This window comes from Azonexus sp., from assembly GCF_036170495.1.
GTDB lineage: Bacteria > Pseudomonadota > Gammaproteobacteria > Burkholderiales > Rhodocyclaceae > Azonexus.
In genome coordinates this window covers 1-16,441 of the sequence record NZ_JAVHPH010000232.1, presented here as the reverse complement: position 1 = coordinate 16,441, position 16,441 = coordinate 1, and the positions used below count along the sequence as shown (strand labels likewise).

Annotated in this window: 17 protein-coding genes; 9 read left to right on the top strand and 8 right to left on the bottom strand. The window is 61.4% G+C overall.

The window, feature by feature from the left end; genetic code table 11:
- Positions 1–72 precede the first annotated feature (72 nt).
- The 4 genes from ADADOO_RS07975 to ADADOO_RS07960 all read left to right on the top strand — a co-directional run bounded on the left by ADADOO_RS07975 (position 73) and on the right by ADADOO_RS07960 (position 3,110).
- Complete coding sequence (locus ADADOO_RS07975) at positions 73–1,032, top strand: tRNA dihydrouridine synthase (protein WP_511276512.1); 960 nt, start codon at positions 73–75, stop codon at positions 1,030–1,032.
- Positions 1,029–1,709: a tRNA (guanine(46)-N(7))-methyltransferase TrmB gene (gene trmB / locus ADADOO_RS07970; protein ID WP_511276510.1), complete on the top strand. Its 681-nt coding sequence runs from the start codon at positions 1,029–1,031 to the stop codon at positions 1,707–1,709. The genes ADADOO_RS07975 and trmB overlap by 4 nt, the downstream gene beginning before the upstream one ends.
- Entirely contained in the window at positions 1,706–2,020 is a 315-nt protein-coding gene (locus tag ADADOO_RS07965; RefSeq protein ID WP_511276509.1) for a YkgJ family cysteine cluster protein, read from the top strand. The genes trmB and ADADOO_RS07965 overlap by 4 nt, the downstream gene beginning before the upstream one ends.
- Before the next feature lie 271 nt (positions 2,021–2,291).
- Positions 2,292–3,110, top strand: a complete 819-nt coding sequence (locus ADADOO_RS07960) for a hypothetical protein (RefSeq protein ID WP_511276508.1) — start codon at positions 2,292–2,294, stop codon at positions 3,108–3,110.
- Positions 3,111–3,582: 472 nt separating this feature from the next.
- On the opposite strand, the gene ADADOO_RS07955 is transcribed toward ADADOO_RS07960, so the two are convergent.
- Together ADADOO_RS07955 and ADADOO_RS07950 are read right to left on the bottom strand one after the other, a co-directional pair.
- Positions 3,583–4,755 carry a vWA domain-containing protein gene (locus tag ADADOO_RS07955; protein ID WP_511276506.1) on the bottom strand — a complete coding sequence of 391 codons (1,173 nt, stop codon included), beginning with the start codon at positions 4,753–4,755 and terminating at the stop codon, positions 3,583–3,585.
- Complete coding sequence (locus ADADOO_RS07950) at positions 4,756–5,601, bottom strand: AAA family ATPase (RefSeq protein ID WP_511276516.1); 846 nt, start codon at positions 5,599–5,601, stop codon at positions 4,756–4,758.
- A 505-nt stretch (positions 5,602–6,106) separates the two neighbouring features.
- Between ADADOO_RS07950 and acnB the strand changes: the two genes are divergently transcribed.
- Positions 6,107–8,695, top strand: a complete 2,589-nt coding sequence (acnB, locus tag ADADOO_RS07945) for a bifunctional aconitate hydratase 2/2-methylisocitrate dehydratase (RefSeq protein ID WP_511276504.1) — start codon at positions 6,107–6,109, stop codon at positions 8,693–8,695.
- Between the two features lie 249 nt (positions 8,696–8,944).
- Positions 8,945–9,361 carry a nitroreductase family protein gene (locus tag ADADOO_RS07940; protein ID WP_511276502.1) on the top strand — a complete coding sequence of 139 codons (417 nt, stop codon included), beginning with the start codon at positions 8,945–8,947 and terminating at the stop codon, positions 9,359–9,361.
- A 47-nt stretch (positions 9,362–9,408) separates the two neighbouring features.
- Here the strand turns inward: ADADOO_RS07940 and ADADOO_RS07935 are convergent, their stop codons facing one another.
- Positions 9,409–9,861: a YaiI/YqxD family protein gene (locus ADADOO_RS07935; RefSeq protein WP_511276500.1), complete on the bottom strand. Its 453-nt coding sequence runs from the start codon at positions 9,859–9,861 to the stop codon at positions 9,409–9,411.
- A 98-nt stretch (positions 9,862–9,959) separates the two neighbouring features.
- Between ADADOO_RS07935 and ADADOO_RS07930 the strand changes: the two genes are divergently transcribed.
- Positions 9,960–11,234 carry a hypothetical protein gene (locus ADADOO_RS07930; protein ID WP_511276498.1) on the top strand — a complete coding sequence of 425 codons (1,275 nt, stop codon included), beginning with the start codon at positions 9,960–9,962 and terminating at the stop codon, positions 11,232–11,234.
- 3 nt (positions 11,235–11,237) lie between these two features.
- On the opposite strand, the gene asd is transcribed toward ADADOO_RS07930, so the two are convergent.
- From asd to ADADOO_RS07915, 3 genes are all read right to left on the bottom strand, one after another.
- Positions 11,238–12,086: an archaetidylserine decarboxylase gene (asd, locus tag ADADOO_RS07925; RefSeq protein WP_511276496.1), complete on the bottom strand. Its 849-nt coding sequence runs from the start codon at positions 12,084–12,086 to the stop codon at positions 11,238–11,240.
- Positions 12,087–12,115: 29 nt separating this feature from the next.
- Positions 12,116–13,138, bottom strand: a complete 1,023-nt coding sequence (rlmF, locus tag ADADOO_RS07920; RefSeq protein ID WP_511276494.1) for a 23S rRNA (adenine(1618)-N(6))-methyltransferase RlmF — start codon at positions 13,136–13,138, stop codon at positions 12,116–12,118.
- 154 nt (positions 13,139–13,292) lie between these two features.
- Positions 13,293–13,724 carry a PAS domain-containing protein gene (locus ADADOO_RS07915; RefSeq protein ID WP_511276515.1) on the bottom strand — a complete coding sequence of 144 codons (432 nt, stop codon included), beginning with the start codon at positions 13,722–13,724 and terminating at the stop codon, positions 13,293–13,295.
- On the opposite strand from ADADOO_RS07915, the gene ADADOO_RS07910 reads away from it, so the two are divergent.
- Complete coding sequence (locus tag ADADOO_RS07910) at positions 13,723–14,055, top strand: hypothetical protein (protein ID WP_511276492.1); 333 nt, start codon at positions 13,723–13,725, stop codon at positions 14,053–14,055. The genes ADADOO_RS07915 and ADADOO_RS07910 overlap by 2 nt on opposite strands.
- A 37-nt stretch (positions 14,056–14,092) precedes the next feature.
- Here ADADOO_RS07910 and ADADOO_RS07905 read toward each other — a convergent pair whose 3' ends face one another.
- Positions 14,093–14,299, bottom strand: coding sequence for a DUF3079 domain-containing protein (locus tag ADADOO_RS07905; protein WP_511276513.1), 207 nt, complete (start codon positions 14,297–14,299; stop codon positions 14,093–14,095).
- A 285-nt stretch (positions 14,300–14,584) separates the two neighbouring features.
- A complete protein-coding gene (locus ADADOO_RS07900) occupies positions 14,585–15,745 on the bottom strand; it encodes an NnrS family protein (RefSeq protein ID WP_511276490.1) in 1,161 nt (386 codons plus the stop codon).
- Positions 15,746–15,909: 164 nt separating this feature from the next.
- Between ADADOO_RS07900 and ADADOO_RS07895 the strand changes: the two genes are divergently transcribed.
- Positions 15,910–16,441: beta/alpha barrel domain-containing protein (locus ADADOO_RS07895; protein ID WP_511276489.1), on the top strand; the 532-nt coding region annotated here is incomplete at its 3' end.

The following is a 16,441-nucleotide window of genomic DNA, read 5'->3' as shown; positions in this document are numbered from 1 at the left end:
ATCGAGAACGAAGCGCAGCATGGGGCGGGATTATAATGCGCGCCACCTCAACGCCCTGCCCGGAATACGCCGATGCCCCGCATTCTTCTCGCCCCCATGGAAGGGCTCGCCGACGACGTGTTGCGCGGCGTGCTGACGGCCATCGGTGGCTACGACTGGGGTATCTGCGAATTTGTCCGGGTCTCGGCTAACGTGTTGCCGGCCAAAACCTACGAGCGCATCTGTCCGGAACTGCTTAATGGCAGCAAGACGGCGGCCGGGACGCCGATGCGCGTCCAGTTGCTCGGCTCCGACCCATTTTTGATGGCCGAGAATGCCCGGCGGCTGGTGACGCTCAACCCGGCTGGCATCGACCTCAATTTCGGCTGCCCGGCACCGACCGTCAATCGCCATCGCGGCGGCGCCGCCCTGCTCGACGAACCGGAATTGCTGCACGCCATCAGCCGCGCCGTGCGCGCCGTGGTGCCGGCGCATATTCCTTTTTCCGCCAAAATGCGCCTCGGCATCGACAACACCAGCCGGGCCGTCGACAACGCCCAGGCGCTGGCCGCCGCCGGTATCGATGAACTGATCGTGCACGGCCGAACCAAGGTCGACGGCTATCGCCCGCCGGCGCGCTGGGAATGGATCGACCGGGTGCGCGCCGCCATCGATATTCCATTGATCGCCAACGGCGAGGTGTGGACCGTCGAGGATTTCCGTAATTGCCAACTGGCGACCGGTTGCGCCGACATCATGATGGGCCGTGGCGCGGTGGCCGACCCGCTGCTGGCGCGGCGGGTACGCGGCGAGGAAACCGGCGGCTGGGATGAAATCAGGCCGGCTGTCGGTGACTACTGGCTGGGCGTCCGCAGGAAAGTCGTGGCGGTGCATGCCGGCGGCCGGCTCAAGCAATGGTTGGCCATGCTGCGCCGCAATTACCCGGAAGCCGGCGACCTCTACGACCGTCTGCGGCCAATCAAGGGGGCCGCCGACATCGATGCGGCGCTGATCGCCGAAGGCCTGCTGACGCCACAACGGCTGGCGGCATGATGGACGAACCCGTGTCAGGCAATTCCCGCTTCATCACCAGCGCCCAGGACGGACCGCACCGCGACCTCGAAGCGCTCGTCCGCCGGCACATGGCGCACCCGTTCAGAAAGCCGGTCGCCGACTACAACCGGGTGGCTTTCGCGGCGGCTATGGCGGCGCGCCAGGCGTCGAATCCAGTGGCGCCGCTCATTCTCGATGCCGGCTGCGGTGTTGGCTGGAGTACCCAGCGCATCGCCGAAACCTTCCCCGATCATTTTGTTTTTGGCGTCGATCAGTCGGTCGACCGTATCAATCGCGGCAAACCCTTGCCGATGCCGGCCAACGCGCTGCTGATCCGGGCCGATCTGGTCGATTTTTGGCGCCTGCTGGCCGAGCATAAAGTTGGCCTCGCCCGCCATTACAACCTCTACCCCAACCCGTGGCCGAAAATCGGTCACCTGGCCCGGCGCTGGCAGGGCCACGCGGTGTTTCCGGTGTGGCGCGAACTGGGCGGCGAAGTTGAATGCCGTAGCAACTGGCGCATCTACATCGAGGAAATGGCCCAGGCGCTGAGCCTGCTCAGTGGCCAGGCGGTCATCGCCGAGCCATGGCAGACCGCCGACCCGATGACGCCATTTGAAAAGAAATATCTCGCCTCCGGCCACGAACTGTGGCGCTGCCGGGTGAATTTTTCATGAGCGTTTGCCAGACCTGTGGTGCCTGCTGCGCCAGTCTGCGCGTCGATTTTCATCCGGCCGAGCTGGCTGGTGGCGCCTTTCCGTGGGGGCGAGGCGTACCGCTCGAGATGACGGTGCCGGTGACACCGGCCATCGTCCGCCTGTGCGGCACCGACGCCAGCCCGCCGCGCTGCGTGGCGCTGGCCGGCGAAGTCGGTGTGGCGGTGCAATGCACGATTTACGATGTTCGGCCCTCGCCCTGCAGGGAGTTCGATACCGAACACGCCGCCTGCAACCGCGCCCGGACGCGTTGCGGGCTCGAACCGCTTTAAGAATATGCGCCCTGAGCCCCCGAGGCTCGCCGCTTGCCGCTCGCTCGACTTTCTACGGTCAACCGGGGAAAAAGGCCAAAATTGAAATTGGCATGATGCCTTGCGCCAGCGCTGACAGCGGGGAATGTTGCCGGAGCTTTCGATTTCCAGAAGCGTTCAGGTGAATTCAATGGCATATACGATTCGCTTATAATGGCGGTCCGGCGCTCCGACTTTTTCGCAGCCCGCTGTAACCCGAACGGCGCTGCTGTTCATTCACTTTCCCTTCATCATGATCACAAAACGACTTTTCACATGGCTCCTCGTGGGTTCCTGTATCGCGCTGACTGCCTGCTCGCATAACCGTGCGCAGGAGCCGGAAGCGCCGGTCGATCCGGTAGTGTCGCTGGCATCCATCACGCTCCTTCCGATTGATCCGCCGGCGGCCATGTTCACGGATAATCGCGGTGTTCCGGTATTCGGCGCTGTGTTCAGCGGGATCGCCAACACGATCATGGACAAGTACAAATCGGCCGATTTCAATACCCAGCATCAGGCGTACCGGCAGAAATTCGGTGAAAAGTTGACCAAGGCCTTGCAGCGCGAGCTCCAGACCCAGGGGTTCACGATTCACCTGGCGAGCCGCAGCGACATCAGCCGCAACGATCAGGACAACATGAACCTGCGGGCATTTGCCAATCACGATGCCATGCTGGATGTGCAGCTATCGGAAGTGGCCATGTGCTCGCGGCGCCTCCGCTTCGACTACCAGCCGATGATCACGGGCTCGTTCAGCCTGGTCAAACCGAGTAATAGCGATTACATGACGGGCTCGTGGTTCTCGTATGGCACCTATGCGACTTACACGGGCGACGGTTATATCCAGTCGAGTCCGCGATTTTCATTTCCCAGCTTCGAAGCCTTGATGAGCCAGCCAGCCTTGGCTGAAGAGGGCTTGGATGAAGGCATCCAGAAAATTGCCGCGAGCGTGGCCGAAGAGATCCGGAAACAATACAAGCCGGTGGTGCGGCCCGCGCAGGTGAAGGAAGAGGTGGCGCCTACCTCGCGCAGCATCGGCACGGAGTCGGTGAGCAGGAAAGAACGGGGTTAAGCAGACGACTGGCGCGTCCGGTTTTTCCGCTGCCCGCTTTGCGGCGAGGCGGACGCATCCGGCGCGACGCCAAGCCGGATGGCAGTTGCGCCGGCGGGAATCAGCCCCGACCGACCGCGTTTTCTGTCTGATTGGTGATTTCGGTGGCGGTCGCAGCGTCGACCGTCAGACCGCCTTCGTTGCGGGGGATCGTTCGCATGCGGGTCGTGCAGGGCGTGACGATCTCGAGTTCATTCCCACGGTCAACCGGAAAAAACGGCTAAAAATGAAATTTTTGGAGGCGCTCACCCGCCATCCCCGTCACTTCCGCGTAGGCGGGAGTCCATACCCCTGCTGGATTCCCGCTTTCGTGCGCGAATGCGAGAACCCATTGCGGAGGGCAAACCCGTTCAGTTAACCGTTATCCCCGCGTGGGCGGGAACGACATTTTCTGGCGTTATCGTTTTTAACTTGGCCGCATTGCAACGCGGGATTACTTCGACAAGCTCCGCATCGCCCGCTCCACACCGTCGATGGTCAGTGGAAACATGCGTTTGCCGAGTAGTTGTTCGATCATCTGGATCGACGGTGTGTAGGTCCAATGTGCCTCCACCAGCGGGTTGAGCCAGGCGGCGTGGGGCCAGGTGGCGAGCAGGCGTTCGAGCCAGACGGCGCCGGCTTCTTCGTTCCAGTGTTCGACGCTGCCGCCAGGGCGGGCGATTTCGTAGGGGCTCATGCTGGCGTCGCCGACGAAGACCAGCTTGTAGTCGGGGCCGTAGGTGTGGATGACATCCCAGGTCGACCGCTTTTCGCCGTGGCGACGGCGATTGTCCTTCCACACGCCTTCATAGACGCAGTTGTGGAAGTAGAAATGTTCGAGATGCTTGAATTCGGCGCGGGCGGCGGAGAACAGCTCCTCGCAGGCCTGGATGTGGTCGTCCATCGAGCCGCCGATGTCGAGGAAGAGCAGCACCTTGACGGCGTTGTGGCGCTCCGGCCGCAGGTGCAGGTCGAGCCAGCCACCGTTGCGGGCGGTGCCGGCGATGGTGCCGTCGAGGTCGAGTTCGGTGGCGGCCCCCTTGCGGGCAAAGCGGCGCAGTCGGCGGAGAGCGACCTTGATGTTGCGGATGCCGAGATCGACCGAGTCGTCGAGGTTGCGGAATTCGCGCTGGTCCCAGACCTTGATGGCCGTGCGATTGCCGACCGATTCGCCGCCGATGCGCACGCCTTCCGGGTTGTAGCCGCCGTGGCCGTAGGGCGAGGTGCCGGCGGTGCCGATCCACTTGCTGCCGCCGGCATGGCGTTCCTTCTGTTCGGCCAGGCGTTCCTTCAATTGCTCGAAAATTTTCTCGTAGCTGAGTTTCTGCAGCTTGAGCCGGTCGGCTTCCGATAAATGACGGCGGGCCGCTAGTTCCAGCCATTCTTCGGGCACGTCGGGGGCGAAGCCGGGCAGGGCTTCGATGCCGCGAAAGTACTCGCCGAAGGCGCGGTCGAAACGGTCGTAAAGCGCTTCGTCCTTGACCAGGATGGTGCGCGACAGCAGGTAGAAATCATCGAGGCTGCCGCTGACCAGCCGGGCTTCCAGCGCTTCGAGCAGGGCCAGCAGTTCGTTGGTGGAAACCGGCAGCTGGCGGGATTTTAGATGCAGGAAAAAATCGACGAGCATTTACGGCTGTTTGCGGCGCGCCATGAAAGCGAGGCGTTCGAAGAGATGGACATCCTGTTCGTTCTTGAGCAGGGCGCCGTGCAGCGGCGGGATGGCGTCCTTCGCCTCCTTGGCGCGCAGGGCTTCGGGCGGGATGTCTTCGGCCAGCAGCAGCTTGAGCCAGTCGATCAGTTCGCTGGTCGAGGGCTTCTTCTTGAGGCCGGGCACCTCGCGCAGGTCGAAGAAAACTTCGAGGGCTTCCTTGAGCAGCTCGTGCTTGAGCACCGGGAAATGGACAGCGACGATGCGCTGCATGGTCTCCTTGTCCGGGAATTTGATGTAATGGAAGAAGCAGCGGCGCAGGAAGGCGTCGGGCAGCTCCTTTTCGTTGTTGGAGGTGATGATGATCAGCGGCCGATGCTTGGCCTTGATTGTGCGGTGCAGCTCGTAGCAATGGAATTCCATGCGGTCGAGCTCACGCAGCAGGTCGTTGGGGAATTCGATGTCGGCCTTGTCGATCTCGTCGATCAGGACGACCGACGGCTCGTCGCACTCGAACGCCTGCCACAGCACGCCATGCACGATGTAGTGCTCGATGTCCTCGACGCGCGGATCGCCGAGCTGCGAGTCGCGCAGGCGGGATACGGCGTCGTATTCGTAGAGGCCCTGCTGGGCCTTGGTCGTCGATTTGATGTGCCACTGGAACAGCGGCATGTTCAGCGCCCGGGCGACTTCTTCGGCGAGCAGCGTCTTGCCGGTGCCCGGCTCGCCCTTGATGAGCAGCGGGCGTTGCAGGGCGATGGCGGCGTTGACCGCCAGCGTCAGGTCGCGCGTGGCGACGTAGGTATCGGTGCCTTGGAATTTCATGTCGTTGGGGATGTCGGCGATGGTGAAGTTGGACAAATTGTACGGGCAAACTGTTGCTGTACTGACCGAATCACAGCTTGTCGGGTTTCCACGGTCAACCGGTAAAAATGCTCAAAAATGAAGAGGCGCATCATGCATTTTTCGTCAGGTCGGCCCGGTTTTGGTCGAAGCATTGACGCGCTGCAGCAAAACTTGCGTCGGGAATACGCCCGCCATAAGCTCACTTTATCCCCGTTTGGGTCGGACAAGGCTGTGGATAAGCTCGGGACAGATGCTGTAATCCATTGAGCGGCAATGGTTTTAGGTGTTCCGCCTAAAAAACAGGCAGAATGCCCGTCAGCCTCAACTTTGCGCCATCCGGGTCTAGCCTTGCGGGTGATATAACATATAAAATATATAAGACCCGCAAGTCACGGATGGCGGCTTTGTTTTCGAACGATCTGGCCGTCGCCGTTGTCGTAAAATATTCGTTTCTCAGAGCAACCCTTTACGAAAGGAAGTCGCCGTGCTTGAAGCCTATCGCGCCCACGTTGCCGAACGTGCAGCCCTTGGAATTCCCCCGCTGCCGTTGTCGAAGCAACAGACCACTGAACTGGTCGCCCTGCTGAAGAATCCGCCGAAGGGCGAAGAAGCCGCTCTGGTCGAGCTGATCACCTACCGCGTGCCGGCCGGTGTCGATGACGCCGCCAAAGTCAAGGCCGAGTTCCTGGCCAAGGTCGCCAAGGGCGAAGAAGCCTGCGCCCTGATTTCCAAGGAAAAAGCCACCGAACTGCTCGGCACCATGCTCGGCGGTTTCAACGTCAAGCCGCTCATTGACCTGCTGGCCGATGGCGCGGTCGGTGGCGTCGCCGCCGAAGGCCTGAAAAAAACCCTGCTGGTCTTCGACTTCTTCCATGACGTCGCCGAGCTGGCCAAGGCCGGCAACGCCAACGCCAAGGCGGTCATGCAGTCCTGGGCCGATGCCGAGTGGTTCACCTCGCGTCCGGAAGTCCCGGCTGCGCAGAAGCTGACCGTTTTCAAGGTCACCGGCGAAACCAACACCGACGACCTGTCGCCGGCCCCGGATGCCTGGTCGCGCCCCGACATCCCCCTGCACGCGCTGGCCATGCTGAAAAATCCGCGTCCGGGTATCGACGCTGACGAGCCGGGCAATCGTGGCCCGATCAAGCAACTCGAAGCGCTGGCTGCCAAGGGCAACCTGATCGCCTACGTCGGTGACGTGGTCGGTACCGGTTCCTCGCGCAAGTCCGCCACCAACTCCGTGTTGTGGTTCACCGGCGAAGACATCCCCTTCGTGCCGAACAAGCGTTTCGGTGGTTTCTGCCTGGGTTCCAAGATCGCCCCGATCTTCTTCAATACCATGGAAGATGCCGGCGCCCTGCCGATCGAAATCGATTGCAGCGCCATGGACATGGGCGACGAGATCGAACTGAAGGTTGATCAGGCCACCGGCAAGGTCACCGCCACCAAGAACGGTGCCGTGATCGCCGAGTCCCAGCTCAAGACCCTGGTCATCATGGACGAAGTCCGCGCTGGCGGCCGTATCCCCCTGATCATCGGCCGCGGCCTGACCACCAAGGCGCGTGAATTCCTCGGCCTGCCGCAAAGCACGCTGTTCCGCCTGCCGCAAAACCCGGCTGACGACGGCAAGGCCTACTCGTTGGCCCAGAAGATGGTCGGCAAGGCCTGTGGCGTGACCGGCATCCTGCCCGGCACCTACTGCGAGCCGAAGATGACCACCGTTGGTTCGCAAGACACCACCGGCCCGATGACCCGCGACGAACTGAAAGACTTGGCCTGCCTCGGCTTCTCCGCCGACCTCGTCATGCAGTCCTTCTGCCACACCGCCGCCTATCCGAAGCTGGTCGACGTCAAGATGCACCGCGAACTGCCGTCCTTCATCTCGACCCGTGGTGGCGTTGCGCTGCGTCCGGGCGACGGCGTCATTCACTCCTGGCTGAACCGCCTGCTGCTGCCGGATACCGTCGGTACCGGTGGTGACTCGCACACCCGTTTCCCGATCGGCATCTCCTTCCCGGCCGGTTCCGGCCTGGTCGCCTTTGCCGCCGCCACCGGCGTCATGCCGCTCGATATGCCGGAATCCGTGCTCGTCCGTTTCAAGGGCGAAATGCAACCGGGCATCACCCTGCGCGATCTGGTCAACGCCATTCCGCTGTACGCCATCAAGGCCGGCCTGATGACCGTCGAGAAGAAGGGCAAGATCAACGTCTTCTCCGGCCGCATCCTGGAAATCGAAGGTCTGCCGAACCTCAAGGTCGAACAGGCTTTCGAGCTGTCCGACGCCGCCGCCGAGCGTTCCGCTGCGGCTTGCGCCATCGCCCTGAACAAGGAACCGATCGTCGAGTACATGCGTTCGAACATCACCCTGATGAAGTGGATGATCGCCGAAGGCTATCAGGATGCCCGCACCCTGAAGCGCCGCATCGCCGCCATGGAAGACTGGATCGCCCACGGCACGCTGCTCAAAGCTGACGCCAGCGCCCAGTACGCCGCCGTCATCGAAATCGACCTGGCCGAAGTCACTGAGCCGATCCTGGCCTGCCCGAACGATCCGGACGACGTCAAGATCCTCTCCGAAGTCGCCGGCGCCAAGATCGACGAAGTCTTCATCGGCTCCTGCATGACCAACATCGGCCACTTCCGTGCCGCCGCCAAGGTCCTCGAAGGCAAGTCGGACATCCCGACCCGCCTGTGGATCGCCCCGCCGACCAAGATGGATGCGCTGATCCTCACCGAAGAAGGCTACTACGGCGTCCTCGGCAAGTCCGGCGCCCGCATGGAAATGCCGGGCTGCTCGCTGTGCATGGGCAACCAGGCGCAGCTCCGCAAGGGCTCGACGGCGATCTCCACCTCCACCCGCAACTTCCCGAACCGCCTCGGCATCGACACCCAGGTTTATCTGGGCTCCGCCGAACTGGCCGCCATGTGCGCCCTGGTCGGCCGGATCGTGACGGTTCCGGAGTACATGGAGCAGATCAAACTGGTCAATGCCAAGGCCGGTGAAGTCTATCGCTACATGAACTTCGACCAGATCCCGGCGTTTGTGGAACAGGCGGCGACTGTCGAGATGTAATTTCGATTTCGGCCGGAATTTCCGGTCGACCCTGGGGCCAGCCTTTGTTTCTATGGTCGTAGCAATGTAAAAAATCCCCCGCCGGGAAACCGGCGGGGGATTTTTTCTATTCCCGGCCTGTCCAATATCATGGCTGTACGGGATACCTATGGCTTGCACTAGATGTTGAACGGGTAGCCCTGGATGTACTATCTCAATTGAATAGAATGGTCGCGGTGCGTGCGATTTAATCTTCTACCAAGGTGGTGTATGGCTTACGAGATCGTCTGGGAACCTGAAGGTGTGGTCAATCAGTTTTCGGGGATTGTTCCGGGCTGGGAGTTCATCGAGGCCGTTAAAACTATTCAGAGCGACTTTCGCTTCGATGACGCGCGCTACGTCATCAACGATTTTTCGGCGGTGACGAAACATGGGCTGACCGACGAGGTGCTGACCGAGTATGCCGCGCTCCTCTTTGGCGCTTATGCTTCGCATCCGAATTGCCGGGTGGTCTTTGTCACCACCAATGAGGCACTGGCGGCGCAGGTCATCAATATCCCGGCCGTCGTCGGCCTTGTTTCCTATCAAACTGAAATCCGCCCGACGCTCGCCGCCGCCAGGGATTGGCTGGACAGCCAGCCGCAGCTGTTTTTGATGAGCAACGTGATGGGCTTTCGGGTTAGTTAGCAGGCTGAGTGGTGGCCCGTGGTCATCTGATGGAATGTTGAAACCGCTCAGACGATCGGAATTTTGGCCAGAAAACGATCGAGCTGATTGGCGAAGGCTTGCCGGTCGGCTTGGCTGAAAGCGCTGGGGCCGCCGGTTTCGACGCCTGCGCCGCGCAGTTCTTCCATGAAATTACGCATGGTCAGGCGTTCCTGGATGGTCGCCGTGGTGTACAGCTCGCCGCGCGGGTTGAGGGCGTGGGCGCCGTGTGCGATGACCAGCGAGGCAAGCGGAATGTCGGCGGTGACGACGAGGTCGCCCGCCGTCAGTTGATCGACGATGTGCGCGTCGGCGACGTCGAAGCCGCTCGGCACCTGGATAGCGCGGATGAATTTCGATGGTGGCGTGCGCAGCATCTGGTTGGCGACCAGGATGGTCGTGATTTGCCGACGCTCGGCGGCGCGGAAGATGATTTCCTTGATGACGCCCGGGCAGGCGTCGGCATCGACCCAGATTTGCATGTGGTGTTGGCTTCGCGGCATGAAAACGTGCATAGTGCCATGCCGGGGCCAGTTGCCAAACGATTCCTGGCTGTTCCTCCACTTACCAGGAGAAGCCCATGATTCAAGAATTCTGTCGTCGCTTCGGAATGGTCGTCCTGCTCGCCGTGCCGGCCGGCTGGGCCTTCGCCCAATTTCCCGACAAACTGCCGCCGGCGCCGGATTATCTCGGCGAAATCCGCCGTTCACCGGATGGCCAGTTGCAGACGGTTGCCGCTGACCCAAAGCGGGCTGCCATCGCCGCCAAACCGGCCACGATGGTGGTCGGACCGGGCGAGAAAATCACCACGATCACCGAGGCGGCGCGGCTGGCGCAGGATGGTGAGGTCATCGAGATCCGTCCGGGCGATTACCACGGTCAACCGGCAATCTGGACCAAAAATGAAATCATCATCCGCGGCTCAGGCGCCCGGCCGGTCATGCTGGCCGACGGCAAGAGCGCCGAGGGCAAGGCGATCTGGGTTGTCCGCGGTGGCAAGGTGACGATCCAGAACATCGAATTCCGTGGCGCCCGGGTGGCTGACCTCAACGGTGCGGGCATCCGCTTTGAAAAGGGGGAACTGACGATCCAGTCCTGCTCCTTTTTTGACAACGAAATGGGAATATTGACTGGAGGTTCGCCTGAACAAAGCCTGGAGGTTGTCGATAGCGAGTTCGGTGATGCTCCGCGTCATAAGGGGAGTTTGCACCACTTACTCTACGTTGGCGGGATCGGCAAGTTCGTGTTGCGCGGCAGCCGCTTCCACAACGGCTACCTGGGCCATCTGGTCAAGTCGCGGGCGCGCGAAAGTCACATTTTGTACAACATGCTGGTCGATGGCGCTGGCGGCCGGGCCTCTTACGAACTGGAGTTTCCGAATGGCGGCCTCGCCTACGTGATCGGCAACGCCATCGGCCAGAGCGCCGGGACGGACAATCCGAGCATCGTCTCCTACGGCGCCGAAGGCATGCGCTGGCCGGATAACGCCCTCTACCTGTCGCACAACACGCTGATCAACGACAACTATGCCGGAAAATTCCTGAGCGTCCTGACCGACAAGTTCGGGGCGGACGTCGAGGTCTGGCTGCTCAACAATCTGATGGTCGGGCCCGGCGATCTGGTCCGGCCGGCGCAAGGGCGATTCGACGGCAATCGTCTGGTGGCCCGCGGTGAATTGATTGACTTTGGCGGCGTGCCACTGCGCCTGGTCAATCTGTCGCCGCTACGCGGTGCGGTCAGGCCGCCGGGGCAGGCAAGGGGTGTCGAGTTGATGCCCAGCGCCGAATTCCGCTTCCCGGTCGGCAGCCGCCCGATGCGCCCCGGCTCCATGCTCGCACCGGGGGCTTTCCAGTAGGTTTCAGACGGGCTGGCTGCCCATCGCTTCGCCCATGCGGATGGCGCCGGTCGGCGCCCAGTCGGGGTTGAAGGCCAGCGTGTCTTTCGGGAAGAGCATGACGACGGTCGAGCCGAGCAGGAAGCGGCCCATTTCGTCGCCCTTTTTCAGCACGATGTTCTGCTCGTCGTAGCGCCATTCGCGGACGACGCCCGGGCGCGGCGGATTGACCATGCCGTGCCAGACGGTGGCCATGCTGCCGACGATGGTGGCCCCGACCAGGGTCAGCACGAAGGGGCCGAAGGCCGATTCGAAAACGCAGACGACGCGCTCGTTGCGGGCGAACAGGCCGGGTACGCCACGGGCCGTGGTTGGATTGACCGAGAACAGCGCGCCGGGCACGTAGATCATGCGTGTCAGCTGGCCGGCGCAGGGCATGTGGATGCGGTGATAGTCGCGCGGGCTCAGGTAGAGGGTGGCGAAGCTGCCGTTCTCGAATTGCCGGGCCAACTCGCGGTCGCCGCCGACCAGCGCGGTCGTCGAGTAGCTGTGGCCCTTGGCCTGGAAAATCTGGTCGCGGGCGATCGGGCCGAACTGGCTGATCGCGCCATCGACCGGGCTGATGAAATCGGCGGCGGCCGGTGGGCGGGCGCCGTTTTTCAGTGGCCGGGTGAAGAATTCGTTGAAGCTCTTGTAGCTGGCGATGTCCGGGTTGGCCGCCTCGGCCATGTTCACGTTGTAGCGGCCGACAAACCAGCGGATGACGCTGGTCGTCAGCCTACCGGCTTCCTTGCTGGCCAGCTTGCCGGCGAGGGCGGTCAACGCCTGTTTCGGAATCAGGTATTGGGGCAGGACGGCGAGACGGTCGGACACGGGCGAATTTCCAGACAGAAAACCAGCAATTATACGGGGTCGACCGCAGGCGGCACCGGCTCGGCCGGCGCGAAGGCCGGTTGCGCGTCGGGCGCCGTGGTGCCGAAGGCGGGGGCGGATGACCAGTGTTCCTTGCGCCATTTCTCGCGTTCGCCGTTGCCGAAGAAGCTCCAGGCGATCAGCCGGCTCTGCTTTTGGCCCTGGGCCATCGGGATGATCCGCGAGTCGACGACCTTGGCCTTCTTCAGCGCCGCCTCGATGTGCGGCAGGTTGTCGCCCTGCGAGAGCAGGCTGGTGAACCACATGACCCGCTTCGGGATATTGCAGCTTTGTTCGACCATCAGTTTGACGAAGGCGCGTTCGCCGCCGTTGCACCACAGTTCGGCGCCGCCGCCGCCGAAATTGAGGCGCGGCTCGGCCGCACCGCGCTTGGCGCCCGGCTTGTTGAGGTTGTTCCACTTGCGCTGACTGACGGCGTGCACGTCGTCCGGCGAGTTGTGGAAAGGCGGGTTGCAGATGCTGAGGTCGAAAGTTTCGCCGGAGCGCAGCAGGCCGGTGAACACGTTATCCCAGACTGTCTGGTGGCGCAGTTCGATCTCGCCATCGAGTTCGGGGTTCTTGGCGATGATGGCCGCGGCGTTGGCCAGCGCCGCCTCGTCGATATCGACGCCGAGGAAGGACCAGCCGTATTCGGCGTGGCCGATGAGCGGATAGACCAGGTTGGCGCCGGTGCCGATGTCGAGCACCCGCACGCCGGGGCCGCTCGGGATGTTCTTTTTATTGCAGGTGGCGAGCAGGTCGGCGACGCTGTGGATGTAATCGGCGCGACCGGGAATCGGCGGACAGAGGTAGCCGGCCGGGATGTCCCAGCCCTTGACGCCGTAGTGATGCATGAGGATCGCCCGGTTGAGCATCTTGACGGCGGCCGGATTGGCGAAATCGATGCTCGGCGTGCCGGCTTGCGTCGTCTTGATGTGCTTGGCGAGCGCCGCCGAGGTGGCGGCCAGGGCGGCGAAATCGTAGCCGTCGGCGTTCTTGTTGCGGGGATGCATGGTGGTCCTTCGAATAGCGGGGGCGGGACGGGGAGCGGATTGTCCCACGAATGGCAGACGCCGGCACGACCAGTCGCGCTTGGTGTGTTTGGCCAATCGATTGATTTTTAACGCGTTGCGGCCATCTGCAGCCAGATGCGATATCGCAGCTGGCTCAGCTTGTATTCGCTTTGCTCAGTGCGGTGGACTTGTTGATGAGAATGCGTGCTGATACATCGCGTGCTATCGCAACCGACCCGATGGCCTCGCCATGTTGGTCGATGACGAGAGAAAAGCTCATTTCCATGTAGCATCGTTGCCCCGACTTGTGCCGGGCACGCGTCAATGTCGGTTTACCATGCAAGCGGGTCGAACCCGCCGCCATCGCCGCGGCAAAGCCCTGCCAATGAGCCGCCCGAAGTGCTTCGGGAATGATCAGATCAAGGCTTTGCCCGCAGGCCTCGGCAAAGGTGTAACCGAACATCATTTCCGCCGCCTTGTTCCAACGTTCGATGACGCCACCGCGATTGGCGTAAATGACGGCGTCGGCTGTCTGCTCGACGATCAGCTCGCCGAGTGACGAAACGGCTTGTACGCTGGAGTTCATGCCCAATCCCTTTGCTGGCGGTCAATTCGAAAATTTCCCCGGTGAATCGTTCGGCTGGCTTGCCGGCCCATTCCCCAAGTTGTCCGATCGCTACCCTCTCAGCGTAGCTGTACTTAGCCTACTAGCTGGAGATTTTCCCAACGATTTGCCAGGCGTACATCAGGCTGGCTTCGGAAAACTCGAGGCCGCTTTCCGTGTCGCGCCATCGTATCTGCGCTCTTTCGTCGGGGCCGAGATATTGCCAGCGCCGGAATTCGCCGCTGCAGAGCTCAATATCGTATGTTTCGCCTGTTTTCGGTGCCATTTCGATGGGTACCTCAATTATCCTTGAAACCTCATTTGGATATGCCAGCTGCTGAGTAGCGCTGTCACCCAGCGGGCGAGTCCTGCGTTTCGCTCGACTCGGTGATGCCCCAGTCTCCCCAGCGGTACCAATCTTCTCCGAGCATTTCGGCTGGATGCTGAGTACGGCCGGAGCCATTCCCGCACTGCAGCGAATTGACCGCGCAGTACTTGTCGCAACCCCAACAGGTCCGCTCAGGATGTTTCGGGTGCAAGGGAAACTTTTTAGTCATTTCAGGCGATTTGAAGAATCCCGGCTTGGTGCTCATATGCTCTCCAGGAAAGGGGATATTTGTTGAGTAGATTATTCAATTATTTCGCGAGATGCCATGTTTGTCGCCATGTATCGCTTGCGCGTCATCCGCGGTAAAGAGCACAACTTTGTCGTTCACTGGCGCCGAGATAACGCGGCTATCCAAGCGAGTCACCGGGTTTTGTCTGTTTCAAGCAGCTATTCGTTGCGCAATTTCTGTTTCAGTCCGTTGTCAGGGTTTTACGTGCTTGAGGCAGAACCCAGATCAATGTTCGCGGCCGTCGATGCGCGGCCGGAGCAGGATGGGAATGTAGCGCCAGGCGAGGATGCCGAAGGCAATGAACCAGCACATTGCCGACAGGTGTATCCAGCCGATATAGGCGGCCGGAGCAAATTGTGGGGCGACGACGCGGGCAACGAGGGCGACAAGCATGATGACCAGCACGAGCTTGTCACCGCGGTTGAATACCACCTTGCGCCCGGTGTGGCCCTTGGAAATGCGGACGATCATTCCCGGAATGACCAGCCCCATGACGCCGAAGGTGAATAGATGGACGGACACTGAGCCGACCCAGACAAAGCTAATGACGTGGCCGAGCGCTTCGATCAAAAGCTGGGCGACGATGCACAGGTAGCCGATGTACATGACGCCGATGTCGAGACGCTTGAAGGCCTGGTTCGGTTTCCAGTAGAAAAAACGGATGGCCAGCAGCGCCGCCAGCGCCAGCGAGATCGCTGCGGTCAACGGCCGGGGCAGGGCAAATTCCACAATCAGCGCGAGGCCGAACAGCTTGATCGCCATGTCCAGCGCCGGATGGCGGAGGATTTGCGCCTGGAAGGCGGCTTTCATGAAACCGGTCAGCGTGCGTTCAAGCATGACCAGGAAGGCCAGGCGGAAGAGGGCCATGGCCATGCTGTAGCCAGCGGGAAATTCACCACCTTCGAGCATCCAGTATTTGGCCAGCAAAAAGCCGGGCAACATGATCAGGAAAAATGCGTTGTCGCGGTAGCTGTCGGTGTCGCGATGGCGGATCAGTGTCCATAGCAGCATGGCGACGATGCTGCCAAGAAAGAGATTGTTGCCGAGCAGGAAGAGGGCTTTCGGCCAGCTTCCGCCAAAGGCCATGCCGATCCGCTCGATGAGCCAGGCGGCGGCCAGCAGCATGAGTGCCGGGCCGTGGTAACCGCGGATATTCACCCAGTTTTTGGTCGAGGTCAGCAGGAAGCCGCCGAGCACCGCCCAGCCGAAGCCGAAAAACATTTCGTGGGCGTGCCACTGGACGGACGTAAAGCCGGCTGCCGGTGCCGCGATGGTGCCGCTGAAGATCAAAGCCCAGGCGATGGGCAGGACCATCCCGGCCAGGCAGGCCAACGTGAAGAATGGCCGGAAGCCGACCAGCCAGAATGGGTGAGTTGAAAAACGCATGTGAACCTATCGGCGGAGAGTCGATCGAAGTAGCAAGTTTAGCCACAGTCGGCTGGGCGAAACTTGATTTATCCCCGGCTCGTCACGCATCGGTCTTAACATTGGCGTAAAATCCGCCACTTGGCCGTTAGCGAGGGGAGCGGCCTGTATTCATAAGGAAAATGATGAAGCGTGTGGACGATTTCCGCTTGCGGCTTGGCAAGCACGAGTTGGTACCAATCATGGTCGGCGGCATGGGGGTTGATATTTCGAGCGCCGATCTGGCTGTCGAGGTTGCCCGTCTGGGGGGCGTCGGCCACATCTCTGATGCGATGATCAAGACCGTGTCGGATCGTCGTTACAAGACCAAGTTCGTCAAGGACAAGCTCGCGCTTTACAAGTACAACGTCGAGAACGAAGACAAATCATCGGTCAAATTCGATCTCGGCAAGCTGGTCGAAGCGACCCGTCTGCACGTTGAAGAGGCTATGTCGCGCAAAACTGGCAACGGCATGATCTTCATCAACTGCATGGAAAAGCTGACCATGAACGCGCCGCGAGAGACGCTCAAGGTCCGTATGGAAGCCGCCATGGATGCCGGCATCGAAGGCATTACGCTGGCCGCTGGCCTGCACCTTGGCACTTTTGCGCTGATTGAACAACACCCGCGTTTTCGCGATGTCCAACTCGGCATCATCGTTTCCTCGTTGCGTGCCC

What these genes read in the sequence shown, in the direction of transcription:
- ADADOO_RS07950 (WP_511276516.1), bottom strand. Translation starts at nt 5,601, where the DNA reads ATGAAATTCCAAGGCACCGATACCTACGTCGCCACGCGCGACCTGACG.
- ADADOO_RS07975 (WP_511276512.1), top strand. Translation starts at nt 73, where the DNA reads ATGCCCCGCATTCTTCTCGCCCCCATGGAAGGGCTCGCCGACGACGTG.
- ADADOO_RS07965 (WP_511276509.1), top strand. Translation starts at nt 1,706, where the DNA reads ATGAGCGTTTGCCAGACCTGTGGTGCCTGCTGCGCCAGTCTGCGCGTC.
- ADADOO_RS07905 (WP_511276513.1), bottom strand. Translation starts at nt 14,299, where the DNA reads ATGACTAAAAAGTTTCCCTTGCACCCGAAACATCCTGAGCGGACCTGT.
- ADADOO_RS07915 (WP_511276515.1), bottom strand. Translation starts at nt 13,724, where the DNA reads ATGAACTCCAGCGTACAAGCCGTTTCGTCACTCGGCGAGCTGATCGTC.
- ADADOO_RS07910 (WP_511276492.1), top strand. Translation starts at nt 13,723, where the DNA reads ATGCCCAATCCCTTTGCTGGCGGTCAATTCGAAAATTTCCCCGGTGAA.
- ADADOO_RS07930 (WP_511276498.1), top strand. Translation starts at nt 9,960, where the DNA reads ATGATTCAAGAATTCTGTCGTCGCTTCGGAATGGTCGTCCTGCTCGCC.
- ADADOO_RS07960 (WP_511276508.1), top strand. Translation starts at nt 2,292, where the DNA reads ATGATCACAAAACGACTTTTCACATGGCTCCTCGTGGGTTCCTGTATC.
- ADADOO_RS07955 (WP_511276506.1), bottom strand. Translation starts at nt 4,755, where the DNA reads ATGCTCGTCGATTTTTTCCTGCATCTAAAATCCCGCCAGCTGCCGGTT.
- trmB (WP_511276510.1), top strand. Translation starts at nt 1,029, where the DNA reads ATGATGGACGAACCCGTGTCAGGCAATTCCCGCTTCATCACCAGCGCC.
- rlmF (WP_511276494.1), bottom strand. Translation starts at nt 13,138, where the DNA reads ATGCATCCCCGCAACAAGAACGCCGACGGCTACGATTTCGCCGCCCTG.
- ADADOO_RS07940 (WP_511276502.1), top strand. Translation starts at nt 8,945, where the DNA reads ATGGCTTACGAGATCGTCTGGGAACCTGAAGGTGTGGTCAATCAGTTT.
- ADADOO_RS07900 (WP_511276490.1), bottom strand. Translation starts at nt 15,745, where the DNA reads ATGCGTTTTTCAACTCACCCATTCTGGCTGGTCGGCTTCCGGCCATTC.
- ADADOO_RS07935 (WP_511276500.1), bottom strand. Translation starts at nt 9,861, where the DNA reads ATGCAAATCTGGGTCGATGCCGACGCCTGCCCGGGCGTCATCAAGGAA.